Genomic DNA, 17,114 nt, shown 5'->3' with positions numbered 1-17,114 from the left:
TACGAAGGGACAGGACTTCGCCATGCCCGACGACACCCAGGACGTCATTTCCGGTGGTCATCTCGTTGCCAAGGCGCTGAAGGCCGAGGGGGTCGACCGCATCTACACCTTGTGCGGCGGCCACATCATCGACATCTACGACGGCTGCGTCGACGAGGGCATCGAGGTCGTCGACGTCCGTCACGAGCAGGTCGCCGCACACGCCGCCGACGGTTACGCCCGCATCACCGGCAAGCCCGGCTGCGCGGTCGTCACCGCGGGTCCCGGCACCACCGACGCCGTCACCGGAGTCGCCAACGCCTTCCGCGCCGAGTCACCGATGCTGCTCATCGGCGGCCAAGGCGCCCTCACCCAGCACAAGATGGGGTCCCTCCAGGACCTTCCGCACGTCGACATGATGACGCCGATCACCAAGTTCGCGGCGGCCGTGCCGGACACGGCACGCGCGGCGGACATGGTGTCCATGGCGTTTCGCGAGTGCTACCACGGTGCTCCCGGGCCCTCCTTCCTGGAGATCCCGCGCGACGTCCTCGACGCCAAGGTGCCGGTGAGCAAGGCGCGTGTGCCGAAGGAGGGCGCCTACCGTGCCTCCACCCGCTCGGCCGGCGACCCCGAGGCCATCGAGAAGCTCGCCGACCTGCTGGTCCACGCCGAGAAGCCGGCCATTCTGCTCGGCAGCCAGGTGTGGACGACGCGCGGCACCGAGGCGGCCATCGAACTCGTACGCACCCTCAACATCCCGGCCTACATGAACGGGGCCGGTCGCGGCACCCTCCCGCCCGGCGACCCGCACCACTTCCAGCTGTCGCGGCGGTACGCCTTCTCCAACGCCGATGTCATCGTGATCGTCGGCACGCCCTTCGACTTCCGCATGGGCTACGGCAAGCGGCTGTCCCCGGACGCGACCGTCGTGCAGATCGACCTCGACTACCGCACCGTCGGCAAGAACCGCGACATCGACCTCGGCATCGTGGGCGACGCCGGACTGGTGCTGAAGTCGGTCACCGAGGCCGCTTCCGGACGCGTCAACGGTGGCGCGTCCAAGCGCAAGGAGTGGCTCGACGAGCTGCGCGCGGCCGAGCAGACCGCTCTGGAGAAGCGGCTGCCGAGCCTGAAGTCGGACGCCTCACCGATCCACCCGTACCGGCTGGTCAGCGAGATCAACGACTTCCTCACCGAGGACTCGATCTACATCGGCGACGGCGGCGACATCGTCACCTTCTCCGGTCAGGTCGTGCAGCCCAAGTCGCCCGGTCACTGGATGGACCCGGGCCCGCTGGGCACGCTCGGCGTCGGGGTGCCGTTCGTGCTCGCGGCCAAGCAGGCGCGGCCCGACAAGGAGGTCGTCGCACTCTTCGGCGACGGCGCGTTCTCCCTCACCGGCTGGGACTTCGAAACCCTCGTCCGCTACAACCTCCCCTTCGTCGGCATCGTCGGCAACAACTCCTCCATGAACCAGATCCGCTACGGCCAGGCCCAGAAGTACGGCCTGGAGCGCGAGCGGGTCGGCAACACCCTCGGCGACGTCCACTACGACAAGTTCGCGCAGATGCTGGGCGGTTACGGCGAGGAGGTCCGTGACCCCGCCGACATCGGCCCCGCGCTGCGGCGCGCCCGCGAGTCCGGGAAGCCGTCGCTGATCAACGTCTGGGTCGACCCGGACGCGTACGCCCCCGGAACCATGAACCAGACCATGTACAAGTGAGGTGGCCTCCATGACTGGCACGCCTACCAAGGCTCTCGAAGGCATCCGCGTCCTGGACATGACCCACGTCCAGTCCGGGCCCTCCGCGACGCAGCTGCTCGCCTGGCTCGGCGCGGACGTCGTCAAGCTGGAGGCGCCGACCGGAGACATCACGCGCAAGCAGTTGCGTGACCTCCCGGACGTCGACTCCCTCTACTTCACGATGCTCAACTGCAACAAGCGGAGCATCACTCTCAACACCAAGACCGAGCGCGGCAAGGAGATCCTCACCGAGCTGATCAGGCGCTCCGACGTCATGGTCGAGAACTTCGGACCGGGCGCGGTCGACCGGATGGGCTTCACCTGGGACCGCATCCAGGAGATCAATCCGCGTATCGTCTATGCCTCCATCAAGGGGTTCGGCGAAGGCCCGTACACCAACTTCAAGGCGTACGAGGTCGTCGCTCAGGCCATGGGCGGGTCGATGTCGACCACCGGTTTCGAGGACGGGCCGCCGCTGGCGACCGGAGCCCAGATCGGGGACTCGGGGACGGGTGTGCACGCCGTCGCGGGGATTCTCGCGGCGCTGTTCCAGCGCGAGAACACCGGGCGTGGGCAGCGGGTCAACGTGGCCATGCAGCACGCTGTACTCAACCTGTGCCGGGTGAAGCTGAGGGATCAGCAACGCCTGGCACATGGGCCGCTCGCTGAATATCCGAACGAGGACTTCGGCACGGAAGTTCCCCGCTCGGGAAACGCCTCCGGCGGCGGTCAGCCCGGCTGGGCGGTCAAGTGCGCGCCGGGCGGCCCGAACGACTACGTGTACGTCATCGTGCAGCCCGTCGGCTGGCAGCCGCTCAGTGAGCTCATCGGCCGGCCCGAACTCGCAGGTGACCCCGAGTGGGCGACACCGGAGGCCCGGCTGCCCAAGCTCAGCAAGATGTTCCAGCTGATCGAGGAGTGGTCCTCGACCCTGCCCAAGTGGGAAGTGCTGGAGAAGCTCAACGCCCACAACATCCCGTGCGGGCCGATCCTGTCGACGAAGGAGATCATCGAGGACGCCTCGCTGGTCGACAACGAGATGGTCGTCACCGTGCCGCACCCCGAGCGGGGCGAGTTCGTGACCGTGGGCAGCCCGCTGAAGCTCTCCGACTCCCCCGTCGAGGTGAGCAGTTCGCCGCTGCTCGGACAGCACAACGCAGAGGTCTACATCGGCGAGCTCGGCCTCGGTGACGAGGAGCTGCGCCTGCTCAAGTCGAACGGAGTGATCTGACGTGATGGCCGAAGACCGCGAGCTCAGGGTGCGGACGCTTCTCGACTCCGTGCGGGCCGAGGGACGGACCGCGCTGACCGCGCCCGAGGGCAAGGTGATCGCCGACGCGTACGGGATCGCCGTACCGGGCGAGGAGCTCGCGACGGACGTCGACGAGGCGGTGGCGTACGCCGCTCGCTTCGGCGGGCCCGTGGTGATGAAGATCGTCTCGCCGGACATCCTCCACAAGACCGACGCGGGCGGCGTGATCGTCGGCGTCGAGGGCGCGACGGACGTACGGGCGGCGTTTCACAGGATCGTCGACAACGCGCGCGCGTACAACGCGGACGCCCGGATCGAGGGCGTGCAGGTGCAGGAGCTGCTGCCGCAGGGGCAGGAGGTCATCGTCGGCGCGGTCACCGACCCGACGTTCGGGAAGGTGGTCGCCTTCGGGCTCGGCGGAGTGCTCGTCGAGGTCCTCAAGGACGTCACCTTCCGGCTCGCACCCGTGTCCGCCGACGAGGCGCTGTCCATGCTGGACTCGATCCGGGCGGCGGAGATCCTGCGCGGCGTGCGCGGCCAGGCGGCCGTGGACCGGTGGGCCGTCGCCGAGCAGATCCGCCGCGTGTCGCAACTGGTCGCGGACTTCCCGGAGATCGCCGAGGTCGACCTCAACCCGGTGATCGCCACCGCCGAGGGCGCGGTCGCCGCCGACATCCGCGTGATCCTCTCCGAGGCTCCGGCCAAGCCCAGGCGTCGTTACACGCGCGAGGAGATCCTCACCTCGATGCGCCGCCTGATGCAGCCGTCGTCGGTCGCCGTGATCGGGGCTTCCAACGAGCAGGGCAAGATCGGCAATTCGGTCATGCGCAACCTCATCGACGGTGGTTACGCCGGGGACATCCACCCGGTGAACCCCAAGGCCGATGACATTCTGGGCCGCAAGGCGTACAAGAGTGTCACGGACGTTCCCGGTGAGGTGGATGTGGCGGTCTTCGCTATCCCCGCCAAGTTCGTGGCCTCGGCCCTGGAGGAGGTGGGACGCAAGGGGATCCCCAACGCCGTACTGATCCCCTCCGGGTTCGCGGAGACCGGTGAGCACGAGCTCCAGGACGAGATCGTGGACATCGCCGAGCGGCACGGCATCCGGCTGCTGGGACCGAACATCTACGGCTACTACTCGACGTGGCAGGACCTGTGCGCCACGTTCTGCACGCCGTACGACGTCAAGGGCGGGGTGGCGCTGACCTCGCAGTCCGGCGGCATCGGGATGGCCATCCTGGGCTTCGCGCGGACCACGAAGACGGGCGTGTCGGCGATCGTGGGCCTCGGCAACAAGTCCGACCTGGACGAGGACGACCTGCTGACCTGGTTCGGCGAGGACCCGCACACCGAGTGCATCGCGATGCACCTGGAGGACCTCAAGGACGGGCGCGCCTTCGTCGAGGCCGCGCAGGCGACCGTACCGAAGAAGCCGGTCATCGTCCTCAAGGCGGGGCGTACGGCCGCGGGCGCCAAGGCCGCCGGCTCGCACACCGGAGCCCTCGCCGGCGACGACGCCGTGTACGAGGACATCCTGAAGCAGGCCGGTGTCATCCGGGCGCCCGGGCTGAACGACATGCTGGAGTACGCGCGCGGGCTGCCGGTACTGCCCGCCCCCAAGGGCGACAACATCGTGATCATCACCGGGGCCGGCGGCAGCGGCGTACTGCTGTCGGACGCGGTGACCGACAACGGCCTGTCCCTGATGGAGATCCCGCCGGACCTGGACGAGGCCTTCAGGAAGTTCATCCCGCCCTTCGGGGCCGCGGGCAACCCGGTGGACATCACGGGCGGCGAGCCGCCGTCGACGTACGAGGCGACGATCCGGCTCGGCCTGGAGGATCCGCGCATCCACGCGTTGGTCCTGGGCTACTGGCACACGATCGTCACTCCCCCGATGGTCTTCGCGGAGCTCACCGCGCGCGTGGTCGCCGAATTCCGGGAGCGCGGCATAGAGAAGCCTGTCGTCGCCTCGCTCGCGGGTGACGTGGAGGTCGAGGAGGCCTGCCAGTACCTGTACGAGCGGGGGGTCGTGGCGTACCCGTACACGACCGAGAAGCCGGTGGCCGTGCTGGGCGCCAAGTACCGCTGGGCGCGGGCGGCGGGACTGTTGGGGGGCGGCTCATGAGGTGAGGCAGCGGGGGGCCGGCCGACGGTGCGCGTCGGCCGGCCCCGGGACCCGCGCGCGCACGAAAGGCATTGGACAGGGGGCGCTGGCCAGAACTTTCGACGCAAGGGGTGCAATCAACGTGACTACCACTGACGTTACGCGAGTCGCCACCTATCGGGAGGTGACCGACAAGAACGGACGCGTCTACCGCGTCGGCGAGTCCGACATCGACATCATGGGGCGCAAACGCAAGTGGATGGTGATCCTGCCCTGGATCGGCATGATGGGCATCTCCTCCGCCGAGTACGCGTTCGCGTCCGCCGAGGACACGCTCCACACCGCGCACCACTGGGCCAGTGCGCACATCTTCTGGATGATGACGGTCTGGGTGTTCTTCCAGGCCGCGGTGGCCTTCCCGGCCGGCAAGCTGCGCGAGTCCGGCAAACTGCCGGCCCGTTTCGCCATGATGCTGGGTGCGGCGGGCACACTGCTGGGCTATCTCTCGCTGGCCTACGCACCACATGTCGTCGTCGCCTACATCGGCTTCAGCATGTTCAGCGGCATGGGTGCCGGCATGGTCTACGCCACCTGCGTCAACATGGTCGGCAAGTGGTATCCGGAGCGTAAGGGCGGCAAGACCGGATTCGTCAACGGCGGCTTCGCCTACGGCTCGGTGCCCTTCGTCTTCCTCTTCACCGGCTACATGGACCTGACCAACTTCCGCTGGGTGCTGGTCTCGGTCGGTCTCTTCCTCGCCCTGATGGTGGGGGTGGCCGGCTTCTTCTTCAAGGACCCGCCGATGAACTGGTGGCCCGCGGAGATCGACCCCCTCAACCCTCCGAAGGACCCGCGCGCGGCCCGCTCGATGCGGATGAACCCGCCCGCGGTGCGCCAGTACACCCCCATCGAGGCATGGAAGACCGGCCGGGTCGCCCTGATGTGGTTCTGTCTGGCGTGCACGTCCGGCGTGAACATCTTCGGTATCGCATTCCAGGTGGACATCGGCGAGGAGGCAGGATTCGCGGGCGGGATCGTGGCCACGGCCATGTCCCTCAAGGCGGTCGTCAACGGCACCGGCCGCGGCGTGATCGGCTGGCTGTCCGACCTCTACGGCCGCAAGAGGTGCCTGCTCGCCGTCTGCGTCATCCTGGGTCTCGCCCAGTACGGCATCCTCTGGTCGGCCGAGAGCAAGCACCTGACGTTCTTCCTGATCTTCTCGGCGATCTCCGGCTTCGGCGGCGGCGCCATCTTCCCGATGTTCGCGGCACTCACCGCCGACTACTTCGGCGAGAACAACAACGCGTCCAACTACGGCATGGTCTACAGCGCCAAGCTCGTCTCAGGTCTGGGCGCGGGCATGGGTGCCGTGGTCGTCAGCGCGTGGGGACACTCCGGTGCCTTCATTTTGGCCGGCTCCATCTCGCTCTTCGCCGGCTGCGTGGCACTGTTCCTCAGCCCACCGGGACGCGACAAGAACACGCGCGGTATCGCCCCCAACCCCCAACCTCTCGGCGAGGACATGGCCTGACATGACGGCAGATCCGTACGCAGCAAAGAGCTCGTCCGCACCATCCGACGCCGCACACCGTCCCTACCGCGAGGTGGCCGACGCGCGAGGTCGCGTCTACCGCATCGGCGAGACCGACCGCGACATCCTCGGCCACTCCCGCAAACTCATGGTGTATCTCCCGTGGATCGCCATGATGGCCATCAGCGTCTTCGAATACGCGTACGGCTCCGCGGAGGACACCCTGTCCCACGCGCACGGCTGGACGCAGAGCAACACCTTCTGGATCCTCAGCGTCTGGGTGTTCTTCCAGGCCGGCATCGCCTTCCCGGCGGGCTGGCTGCGCGAGAAGGGCATCCTGACGGCCCGCACCGCGATGTACATCGGATCCGGCATGTGCCTGCTGGGGTTCCTCTCACTGTCGCACCTGAGCGATGTCCGGCTCGCGATCCTCGGATTCGGTGTCATCGGCGGCATCGGCGCCGGCCTGATCTACGCGACCTGCATCAACATGGTCGGCAAGTGGTTCCCCGAGCGGCGTGGCGCCCGGACCGGGTTCGTCAATGGCGGGTTCGCGTACGGATCGCTGCCGTTCATCTTCATCTTCAACTACGGGTTCGACACCGCGAACTACCACCGGGTGCTGGACCTGATCGGCTGCTACATCATGATCGTCGTCTTCGGATGCGCGTTCTTCTTCAAGGACCCGCCGAAGAACTGGTGGCCCGCGGACATCGATCCGCTCTCGTACGCGGGCAGTCAGAAGAGCGCGGTGAGCCTGGCCAAGAACCCTCCGGCGGTGAAGCAGTACACGCCGCGGGAGGCCATCAGGACGGGCATGCTGCCACTGATGTGGCTGTCCGTGGTGCTGACCGCCGGGGTGTCGATCTTCGGGATCTCCTTCCAGGTCGACTACGCGAAGGACGTGGGCTTCGGCCCGCTGGTCGCGGCGTCGTCCATGGGTGTGATGGCGGTCATCAACGGCGTCGGCCGCGGTGTCGTGGGCTGGCTGTCGGACCGGTGGGGCCGTAAGCCGACCCTGGTGTTCGTGATCGTCGTGCTGGGTCTCTCCCAGTTCGGTGTGATCTGGGCCGGAGACCTCAGGAGCGAGTGGCTGTTCCTGTTCTTCGCGTTCCTCTCCGGCTTCGGCGGCGGCGCCTTCTACCCGCTCTTCGCGGCGCTCACCCCCGACTACTTCGGGGAGAACTACAACGCGACCAACTACGGCCTCGTCTACAGCGGCAAGCTGGTCAGCGGCCTGTTCGGCGGCGGTCTCGGCTCCATGGTCGTCGCGGCCTGGGGTTACGACGGCGCCTACGCCCTGGCCGGCGGCGTGTCGATCGTGGCGGCGGCGATCGCGTTGCTGCTGCGGCAGCCGGGGAGGACGGCGGTGCCGAGTCCCGCAGGCTGACGAGTACCGCACATGAGGAGGCCCTCCCGGTTTCCGGGGAGGGCCTCCTCATCGTGGTACGGCCGTCAGCACTTCTCCCGCAGCGAGTGCAGGTGCTCGCTCGACCGACGGGCGAACGTGAAGGACTCGGTCGGGTTGTCGTGCTCGGCCTGCCAGTGGTGGGCGGAGCGCTGCCCGCGCAGCCGCGTCACGGCGGAGATGAACTTCTTGTAGTCGATGTCGCCGTCGCCGACGTCGACCATGCGGTAGCCGTACGTGTCGGACGGGTCGCTCACGCCATCCTTGACGTGGAAGAGCGGGTAACGGTGGGGCTGCTTCAGGACGTAGTCGAGCGGCTCGAAGGGGGCGGGTGAGCCGTCGGGGCGCTTGGAGAAGCGGAACTGGCCCGAGTAGGCCCAGTAGATGTCCATCTCCAGGAAGACGAGGTCGGGGTCGGTCTCGGCGAGCAGCACGTCGTAGAGACGGACCTTGGGGTTGTCGGTGGCGAAGGAGAACTCTTCGGAGTGGTTGTGCTGGTAGAACTTCATGCCGCGCGCTCTGGCCGCCGCACCGTAGGTGTTGAACTCCTCGGCGGCGCGCTTCCAGGCGTCGACGGTGGAGCCGTAGCGGAAGGGTCCGGACGCGGTGCCTATGTGCTTCAGGCCGAGGGCCTGGGCGTCGTCCAGGACCTTGGTGAGGTTCTGGGCGAAGGTGTAGGCGCCCGGGTCGTTGGAGTAGTAGCCGACGTGGCTGCCGATCGGGTTGAGGCCGTGGTTCCTCGCGAGCCGCTTGAGCTGGGCGAGGGTGATCGGGCCGGCCGAGCCCTGGGTGTATCCGGCGAACTCCACCTCGTCGTAGCCGTACTTCTCCAGTTCGGCGAAGACGGGCGCGAAGCCGAGGGTGGAGACCTTGTCGCGCAGGCTGTAGAGCTGGATGCCGAGACGGCCGGGCGGAAGGACGGGACGGCCGCGGCCGCCGCCGTGGGAGGCCGCGCCGGGAGCGGGGGCGGCGGTCGCGGGGGTGGTGGCGGCGCCCACAAGAGCGGCGGCCGTGGCGCCCGCCGCGACGCCGAGCATGCCTCGTCTGCTGAGGCGGTGGGTGAGTTCGGGGTCCGTCTGGGAAAAGCGGCTCATGCCTGGAACTCCTTGAGATCGAAGGCCGTTGTCAGTGGTGAGTGCTTCACTGGGGACCAGTCGGAAGCGACGGGCCGGTGGGACCGGCTAGTTGGTGCGTGCCGGTCGTGACCGGTCAGCCGAGACCGGCGAGTTGGAGCAGGAGTGACTTCACGTCGGTGGCCGCTACGCGGTCGCCGACAGCGCGGGGGGTGGAGCAGATGAGGAGCGGACCGTCGTCGTCGCTCTCTGGGAGGCGGCCGTGGCTGCCGCGAATAGGTGACGGATCCAGGGGCACGACCGCCATGCGGTAGCGCATGCCGAGTTTCTTGCGGGCGAGCGCGGTCGCGGCCTTGACCTTGACGTAGGGGTCGAGGGGATCCATGAAGAGTTCGACCGGGTCGTAGCCGGGTTTGCGGTGGATCTCGACGAGTCGCGCGAAGTCGGGTGCGCGGGCGTCGTCGAGCCAGTAGTAGTACGTGAACCAGGCGTCCGGCTCCGCGACGGCGACGAGTTCGCCGGAGCGCGGATGGTCGAGATGGTGGGCCTTCTTGCCCTCGTCGTCGAGGAGTTGCTCGATGCCGGGCAGTCCGTCGAGCGCGTCTCGGGTCGCGTCGAGATCCTCCGGCCTGCGTACGTAGACGTGGGCGATCTGGTGGTCGGCGACGGCGAAGGCGCGTGACGCCATCGGGTCGAGGTACTCCATGCCGTCCTGGGTGTGCACTTCCAGCAGTCCCGCGCGGCGCAGGGCGCGGTTGATGTCGACGGGTCGGTCCGCGCGGGTGATGCCGTATTCGGAGAGCACCACGACGGTACGGTCCTGCGCCCTGGCGTCGTCCAGGAGCGGGGCCATGGCCGCGTCCAGGTCGGCGGCCGCCTTCAGCGAGCGCGGGTCGTCGGGGCCGAAGCGCTGCAAGTCGTAGTCGAGATGCGGGAGGTAACAGAGCGTCAGGTCGGGGTGCCGGGTGCGGATGATGTGGCGGGTCGCGTCGATGATCCAGCGGCTGGAGACGAGGTCCGCGCCGGGGCCCCAGAAGTGGAAGAGCGGGAAGGTGCCGAGTTTGTCGGTGAGTTCGTCGTGCAGGGCGGGTGGTCGCGTGTAGCAGTCGGGTTCCTTGCGGCCGTCGGAGTAGTAGATCGGACGGGGGGTGACGGTGATGTCGGTGTCGGCGCCCATGGCGTACCACCAGCAGATATTGGCGACGGTGTAGCCGGGGTGGGCGCGGCGGGCCGCGTCCCAGAGTTTGTCGCCGGCGACCAGGCCGTTGTGCTGGCGCCACAGGAGTACGTCGCCGAGGTCGCGGAAGTACCAGCCGTTGCCGACGATGCCGTGCTCCGAGGGGTGGGCGCCGGTGAGGAACGTCGACTGGGCGGCGCAGGTGACGGCGGGCAGGACGGTGCCGAGTGTCGCCCGTGAACCGGACTGGGCGAGCGTCTTGAGGTGGGGCATGTGGTCGAGGAGACGGGGGGTGAGGCCGACGACGTCGAGGACGAGGAGCGGGGTGGGCCGGCCGGCGGCGGTGGCGTCCGGTCGGGGCGCCGGGTGGGTGGCCGGGACTGCCGGGACCGCCGGGTCGGGTGGCTCGGTCATGGCAGCTCCTTCAGGCCGAGGTCGGTCAACAGGTCGCGGGCGAGGGTGAGTTCGGCGGCGATGCCCTCGGTGAGCTGACTGCGGGCGCGGGGCCGCAGTTCGGCCGGCAGGGCCTGCCAGGTGTATGTCTCGACCTCCAGGTGCCGGGTGAGCGGACGCGGGCCGCCGACGAGTCGGGCCAGCGCGGCCTTCAGGACATCGAGCGTGGAGGTGAGAGGTGCGGCGGGGGCCGCGTGGAGCGGGACATGGAAGTGGGCGCGCCACGGGGAGGCGTCGGGGAGGGCCTCACCGCTGAGGGCCTGGCCGAGGTCGTCCGTGCCGCGCAGGCCCGCCGCGGTGGCCGTGCGGGTCTGGTGCAGGAAGCGGGGTTCGTCGAAGGCGGCGAGGGCCTCGCGGACATCGGGGAGGTGCGGGTGTTCGGCATGCAGTGCGGCCGACAGTTGGGACTTGACGACAGGGACACGCGCTTCGGTGAGCGCGTCCAGCGCGGAGAGCGGATCTTCGAAGGAGGTGGCGAGGTGACAGGTGTCGACGCAGATGCCGATGCGGTCGTGTCCGATCGCGGTGAGCGGGGCGATGGCGTCGCCGGTGGTCTCGACGGTGCAGCCGGGTTCGGGTTCGAGGCCGACGCGGATGTCGCGCCCGGTCAACTCCTGGAGGGCATCGAGGCGTTCGGCGAGCGTGCGCAGGGCGGTGCGGGCGGTTTCGGCGCGGCCGTCGTCATAGGCGGTGCGCCAGGCGAGGGGCAGCGTGGAGATGCTGCCCTCGGTGACGTCGTCGGGGAGGAGACCGGCGAGGACACGGGCCAGGGCGGTGGTGTGGTCGAGGCGCTCGGGGTCGGCCCAGTCAGGCTTGTAAACGCGGTACTTGACCTCCTCGGCGCCGAAGCCCTCATAGGGGAAGCCGTTGAGGGTGACGACCTCGAGACCGCGCCGGTCGAGTTCCGTGCGCAGACCACGCAGGGCGGACGGGTCGGTGACGAGGGCGTGGGCGGCGTCCTTGGCGAGCCACAGGCCGATCCCGAGGCGGTCGCGCCCGAGCCGTCGGCGGACGGGTTCGCAGTGGTCACGGAGTTGGGCGAGGACGCCGTCGAGGGTCTCGGCCGGGTGCACGTTGGTGCAGTAGGCGAGGTGGACGGTCGAGCCGTCGGGGTGACGGAAGCGCATGGGTCACGCTCCCGGGGCCGGGGCGGCAGCCGGGTCGTTCCGCTCTCCCGGTGCGCCGACGGGTCCGTTTTCCGCATCCTTTGGAGCCCCGCGGAGGATGGAGTTGCCCTCGTGGGTCGCGTCCGGGGTCGCTATGTCGAGGTTGAGGCGACCGCTGAGTCCGTAGAAGGCGACGGGGTTGCGCCACAGCACCAGGTCGACGTCGTCCTCGCCGAAGCCTTCGGCGAGCATCAGGTCGGCGACCTTGCGGGTCTTCAGGGGATCGCTTCTGCCCCAGTCGGCCGCGGAGTTCACCAGCACCTGCTCGGGCCCGTACTCGCGGAGGATCGCGACCATCCGCTCCTCGTCCATCTTGGTGTCGGGATAGACGGAGAAGCCGAGCCAGCAGCCGCTGTCCTTGGCCTCCTTGACGGTGGTCTCGTTGAGGTGGTCGACCAGGACACGGTCCGGGGGCAGTGCGGACTCCCGGACGACGTCGAGGGTGCGGCGCAAGCCCTCCAGCTTGTCGCGGTGCGGGGTGTGGACGAGCGCCGGCAACTCGTGGGCCGCGGCCAGTTGGAGCTGGGCGGCGAGGGCGGCGTCCTCGGCGGGGGTCATCGAGTCATAGCCGATCTCACCGACGGCGACGACCTGGTCCTTCAGGAGATAGCGGGGCAGTTCCTCGAGCACGGGGACGCAGCGGGGGTCGTTCGCCTCCTTGGGGTTGAGGGCGAGCGTGCAGTGGTGGGCGATGCCGTACTGGGCGGCGCGGAAGGGCTCCCAGCCGAGGAGAGAGTCGAAGTAGTCGAGGAAGGAGGCGGGAGAGGTGCGGGGCTGGCCGAGCCAGAAGGAGGGCTCGACGACGGCACGGACGCCAGCGGCGTGCATCGCCTCGTAGTCGTCGGTGGTGCGCGACGTCATGTGGATGTGGGGGTCGAAGAGGCGCATCAGGACTCCTTGCCGTCGGTGCCGCGGCTGCCGGGATCGGCGGCGGGCGCGGGTGGGGTGGCCGTGGGGTCGGTCAAGGTCAGGACGCGGTGCAGGTCGTCGGGCACGGAACGGCCCGCGGCGGTGCGTTCGGCGGCGTAGTCGCCGAGCATGCGGGCGAGTTCGGTGTCGCGGTGGGCGCGGCGGTCCAGGTCGGCCACCGTGTCGACGTGGACACCGGTGAACAGGCACTTCAGGACGGCGTGCCGCCACTGGTGGGAGTCGAGGTGCCGGGCGGCGTAAGGGCCGACGGCGGCGGCGAGGAGCCGGGTGTCGTTGGTGCGCAGGGCGTCCTCGACGAGCGGGAGGGCCTGCGGCCCGGGTACGAGGTGGGGCAACGCGTGCAGGACGGCGCGGCGTTCGGCCGCGGTGCCCTGGAAGTAGACCCGGGTGAGGGCGTCCGCGTCGGCTCGGGCGGCGTGCAGGATCAGGACGCGGGCGGCGTCGGCGTGCTCCGGACCGCAGCGGCGCCCGGCCTCGGCGATGCGCAGCTCCCAGGCGGAGATGGGGCCATGGGTGCCGGGGTTGGCCGCGGCCTCGTCGAGGGCTCGATGAAGCCAGTTGCGGGCGGCTGTGTCGAGGCGGGTGGTGAGGTGGGCGCGCAGGTCGGTGGGCGGGGTGAGGGCGAGGGGGGTGCTTCGGAGGTCCGCCGGGTGCGGGGCGTCCGGCGGGTGCGGGGCGTCCGGCGGGGCCTCGGTGTCCGTTTGGGCCTGGGCTTGGGCTTGCGCCTGGGCGTCGGCGTCCGGCTGAGCGTCGGCGTTCGGCTGAGCGTCGGCGTCCGTGCGGGCCTCGGCCTCTGGCTGAGTCCCGGCACGCGGGGGGCTCTCGGCGTCAGGCACGGCCTCGCTGCCCGTCCCGCTCTTGGTGTGCGGGTGGTGGCCCTCGGTGTCCGCGCCCGGGGTGGCCGGGCTGCTGCGGGGGTGGGTCATGTGGTGCTCCCTTCGGGGGTGGCGGAGGGATCGCCATGGGGTGGGACGAGTACGGGTGATCGGGTGGCCGTGGCCTCGGCGCTGCGGAGGAAGGGGAGGGAGAGTTCGGCGAAGTGGGGGCCCGCGTGGGAGTGGCGGGGCAGTTCGACGACGGTCAGCCCCTGGTAGCCGGTGGCGGAGAGGGCGGCGAGGACGTGCGGGAAGTCGATCTCGCCGTCACCGAAAGGGAGGTGTTCATGGATGCCGCGGCGCATGTCCTCGATCTGGACGTGGCGCAGCCAAGGGGCGGCGGCGCGTATGCAGTCCGCCGGCGAGAGGGGTTCGAGGCACTGGCAGTGGCCGATGTCGAGGGTGAGACCGAGGGGTTCCGGGTCGCCGAGCATGCGGCGGAGCTGGTGGAAGTCGGCGAGGGTGGCGAGGAGGTGGCCGGGTTCGGGTTCGACGGCGAGAGGGACGCCGGCGGTGGTGGCGGCGTCCAGGACCGGGGTGAGCGCGTCGGTCAGGCGGTGCCAGGCCGTGTCGGTGTCCGTTCCCGGCGGTGTGATTCCGCTGAAGCAGTGCACGGCGTGAGCCCCGAGGTCGGCGGCCACCCGGACGGCACGGATGAGCAGGTCGACGCGGCGGGCGCGGTCGTCCGGGTCGGGGTCGAGCAGGGAGGGGCCGTGCTTGCGGCGGGGGTCGAGCACATAGCGGGCGCCCGTTTCCACCGTGACGTCCAGACCGAGCGCGTCCAGCCGCTGCGCGAGGCGGTGGGTGCGGGCTGCGAGGTCCGGGGCGAGCGGGTCGAGGTGCATGTGGTCGAGGGTCAGGCCGACGCCGTCGTAACCGAGGTCGGCGAGCAGGGCCAGGGCGTCGTCGAGACGGAGGTCGGCGAGGCCGTTGGTGCCGTAGCCGAAGCGGAGGGGGGTCACGGCGGGCACCTGAGAGACGGGGGCGTTGGTGGCGTGCTCGGCGCTGGTGCCGTGAAGGTCGTCGTCGGCTTCCGATGCCCCGGCAGAGCGGCCCGGTTCGGTCGTCGCGTGGCTCATGTGATGCTCACCTTCCTTCCGAACCGGCGGCCCAAGGGGGCCAGTCCCGCGATGAACAGGGCGGTGAGGCCGGCTCCGGATCGGGCGGACAGAGCGGCCTGGAGCGGGATCGTGGCGCGGATGCCGCCACCGACGGCTCGTTGGGTGAGCGGAGGTGAAGGGTTGAGGGTGGCGTGGAAGTAAGGGCGGGCGGCGGTCGCGGCGTAGGTGGCAGCCAGGGCTGTGGTCAGGGCGCGGGCGGGCGGCCAGGCCCAGGTGGTCGGCCTGGCCTGGCCGGGACTCGGTCGTCGGTGCCGGGCGGTCGCAACTGCGGCGGTGGCAGTGAGAGAGGCTGGCGGACGGTGGGCGACTGCCTCCCGGCGGGCGCCTCCCGGGCCGGTTCCCGAGAGTCGGTCTGCCTCGGAGTGGGTGGGGCGGTGGGCGAGGACGCGGCTCAGGAAGGCCGTCGTGGTCAGGGCCGCGAGGGGCGCCAAGGGTGAACCGCCCTTCGTCTCCTGGCGGGACACCACGGTGACCGCGAGCGTGTGGGTGCCGAGCAGGGCGGCTGATGGGAGTGCCGCGCGGGTGTGGCCGGTGGTGGCCGCGGCGCCGAGGAGGAGGTCCAGGGCACGGGCCGTCGCCATGGCTGCGGGACCGAACGGGGTGTGCTTGAGGGCGAGGTCGTAGGCCCAGACGGTGGCCGCGAGGGGTGCGGCGATCGTGAGGGCCGGGCGGCCGGCGCGGGCCGCGAGGGCCAGGCCGGCGCCGGTCAGGGCGCAGGCCGCGGTGAAGGCAGCGGCGGGGTGGACGCGGCCGGACGGGAGAGGGCGGTGGGGGCGTTCCTCGGCGTCCTCCGCTCGGTCCGCCCAGTCGTTGAGGGCCATGCCGGCCTCGTAGAGACAGAGGGAGGAGCCGATAGCGAGCAGGGTGCGCGGGGTGGGGCGGGCTCCGGCGGCGACGGCACCGCTCAGGGCGTCGCCGGGGACGGTGAACAGGGCGGGGAGCCGCAGCAGTTCGGCCCAGGCCCGGCTACGGCTCACCGCCGCTCCCCTGCAGCGGGCTCGCGCCGATCGGCACCCTGGACGGCGGCCTCATCGGCGGACTCCTGGTGACCGACGCCCCGCGCGGCAGCCTCCTCCACGGCCCCACCCCGACCCCCACCCGGAGCCGTCGCCCCGTTCCCGTCCCCGTCCCCGTTCGCCGGACGGAGCCGCTCCCCCAGTCCCGTCAGCGCCGCGTACTGCTCCCCCAGGCTCGCGGGCCCGTCCCCCACCGGGTCCTTGAAGTAGAAGCCGAGTTCGGCGAGCGGGCCGGTCAGGCCGGTCTCGTGGGCGCGGGCGGTGAGGCGGGCCAGGTCCAGTACCAGGGGGGCCGCGAGGGCCGAGTCGCAGCCCTGCCAGATGGTCTGGAGGATCATGCGGGTGCCGAGGAAGCCGTCGAAGGCGATGTGGTCCCAGGCGGTCTTCCAGTCGCCGAGGGCCGGGACGTCGTCGATGTGCACCTCGCCCTCGGGGACGGTGCCGAGGGTGTCGGCGAGGACGCGTTCCTTGCCGGCGTTCTTCGCGGCCGCGGCGGCCGGGTCGGCGAGGGCGGCGCCGTCGCCGCCGCCGAGCAGGTTCGTTCCGGACCAGGCCCGGACGCTCAGCGCCCGCTGCGCGAACATCGGGCCGAGCACGGCCCGCAGCAGTGTCTGTCCGGTCTTGCCGTCCCGGCCGGCGTAGGGCAGGCCGCTGCGCTCGGCCTCGCGGGCGGCGACGGGGTGGTGCATGCCCTCGGACGGGGTGAAGTTGACGTAGGGGCAGCCCGCGCGCAGGGCCGCCAGTGCGTACAAGGTGCTGGCAGGGAGCGGCGAGTCGGGGCCCTGGGACGCGGGTTCCGTCGAAGCGACGTTCACCACCACCGCCCGATCCAGCTCGTGGCGGTGCACGAAGTCGCGTATGTCGTCGGCGAAGGCCGTGATCAGTTCGGCCTCGCTCCTGGTGTCCCCGCGGGTGGGGCCGCCTGGCCTGATCTCCCGGTCCGCGGCGGCGAGTTCGGCGGTGACGGCGTTGGCGACGCCCGGCGGGAGGACGCCGCCGGCGGTCAGGGTCTCGGCGCGTTTGGGCAGGGGGCAGTCGAGGGTGTCGTGGCCGCCGAAGACGAGGTCGGACAGCGCGGGCAGGCCGCTGCCGGCGAAGATTGCGCTCTCGGTCACCATGCCGGTGGGCGGATGCAGCCCCGCGGTGATGGCGGCGCACCCCGTGACGACGGTGGTGGCGACGGAGCCTCGGGCTCCGATCAGCCACACTCCCACACGCGGTCGGGAGAGGGACGCGGACATGGCAGCCTCCTTGTCGTGCGGGGACCCCGGGGGGAGGG

General features: G+C 70.3%; 13 protein-coding genes. 5 read left to right on the top strand and 8 right to left on the bottom strand.

The genetic code is table 11. The features are described 5' to 3' along the window. Window positions 1-22: 22 nt before the first annotated feature. The 5 genes from OG254_RS41420 to OG254_RS41400 all read left to right on the top strand — a co-directional run bounded on the left by OG254_RS41420 (window position 23) and on the right by OG254_RS41400 (window position 8,006). Window positions 23-1,705 carry a thiamine pyrophosphate-binding protein gene (locus OG254_RS41420; RefSeq protein ID WP_405592609.1) on the top strand — a complete coding sequence of 561 codons (1,683 nt, stop codon included), beginning with the start codon at window positions 23-25 and terminating at the stop codon, window positions 1,703-1,705. Between the two features lie 10 nt (window positions 1,706-1,715). After that, window positions 1,716-2,957, top strand: a complete 1,242-nt coding sequence (gene frc, locus OG254_RS41415) for a formyl-CoA transferase (RefSeq protein ID WP_147994591.1) — start codon at window positions 1,716-1,718, stop codon at window positions 2,955-2,957. Between the two features lie 4 nt (window positions 2,958-2,961). Next, on the top strand, window positions 2,962-5,106 hold the full coding sequence (locus tag OG254_RS41410; protein ID WP_405595502.1) for an acetate--CoA ligase family protein: 2,145 nt from the start codon (window positions 2,962-2,964) through the stop codon (window positions 5,104-5,106). Between the two features lie 121 nt (window positions 5,107-5,227). Further along, window positions 5,228-6,616 (top strand): OFA family MFS transporter, encoded by a 1,389-nt coding sequence (locus OG254_RS41405; RefSeq protein WP_405592607.1) that lies wholly within the window; start codon window positions 5,228-5,230, stop codon window positions 6,614-6,616. A gap of 1 nt (window position 6,617) precedes the next feature. Beyond that, a complete protein-coding gene (locus OG254_RS41400) occupies window positions 6,618-8,006 on the top strand; it encodes an OFA family MFS transporter (RefSeq protein WP_405592605.1) in 1,389 nt (462 codons plus the stop codon). A gap of 65 nt (window positions 8,007-8,071) precedes the next feature. On the opposite strand, the gene OG254_RS41395 is transcribed toward OG254_RS41400, so the two are convergent. The 8 genes from OG254_RS41395 to OG254_RS41360 form a co-directional block, all read right to left on the bottom strand. Beyond that, the gene (locus tag OG254_RS41395) at window positions 8,072-9,118 is read right to left on the bottom strand and encodes a sugar phosphate isomerase/epimerase family protein (RefSeq protein ID WP_405592603.1); all 1,047 of its coding nucleotides are present in this window, start codon (window positions 9,116-9,118) and stop codon (window positions 8,072-8,074) included. A 115-nt stretch (window positions 9,119-9,233) separates the two neighbouring features. Next, entirely contained in the window at window positions 9,234-10,688 is a 1,455-nt protein-coding gene (locus OG254_RS41390; RefSeq protein WP_405592601.1) for a nucleotide pyrophosphatase/phosphodiesterase family protein, read from the bottom strand. Then, window positions 10,685-11,854, bottom strand: a complete 1,170-nt coding sequence (gene eboE / locus OG254_RS41385) for a metabolite traffic protein EboE (protein ID WP_405592599.1) — start codon at window positions 11,852-11,854, stop codon at window positions 10,685-10,687. Before eboE ends, OG254_RS41390 begins: the two co-directional genes overlap by 4 nt. Before the next feature lie 3 nt (window positions 11,855-11,857). Further along, window positions 11,858-12,781 (bottom strand): TatD family hydrolase, encoded by a 924-nt coding sequence (locus tag OG254_RS41380; protein ID WP_405592597.1) that lies wholly within the window; start codon window positions 12,779-12,781, stop codon window positions 11,858-11,860. Next, window positions 12,781-13,749, bottom strand: coding sequence for an EboA domain-containing protein (locus OG254_RS41375; protein ID WP_405592595.1), 969 nt, complete (start codon window positions 13,747-13,749; stop codon window positions 12,781-12,783). The genes OG254_RS41380 and OG254_RS41375 overlap by 1 nt, the downstream gene beginning before the upstream one ends. Next, window positions 13,746-14,777 (bottom strand): sugar phosphate isomerase/epimerase family protein, encoded by a 1,032-nt coding sequence (locus OG254_RS41370; protein WP_405592593.1) that lies wholly within the window; start codon window positions 14,775-14,777, stop codon window positions 13,746-13,748. Before OG254_RS41370 ends, OG254_RS41375 begins: the two co-directional genes overlap by 4 nt. Continuing rightward, window positions 14,774-15,796 (bottom strand): SCO3242 family prenyltransferase, encoded by a 1,023-nt coding sequence (locus OG254_RS41365; RefSeq protein WP_405592591.1) that lies wholly within the window; start codon window positions 15,794-15,796, stop codon window positions 14,774-14,776. Before OG254_RS41365 ends, OG254_RS41370 begins: the two co-directional genes overlap by 4 nt. Continuing rightward, on the bottom strand, window positions 15,793-17,076 hold the full coding sequence (locus OG254_RS41360; protein WP_405592589.1) for an inositol-3-phosphate synthase: 1,284 nt from the start codon (window positions 17,074-17,076) through the stop codon (window positions 15,793-15,795). Before OG254_RS41360 ends, OG254_RS41365 begins: the two co-directional genes overlap by 4 nt. Between the last annotated feature and the right edge of the window lie 38 nt (window positions 17,077-17,114).

This window comes from Streptomyces sp. NBC_01092 (assembly GCF_045039535.1).
Classification (GTDB): domain Bacteria; phylum Actinomycetota; class Actinomycetes; order Streptomycetales; family Streptomycetaceae; genus Streptomyces.
This window is presented reverse-complemented; position numbering and strand designations above follow the sequence as displayed.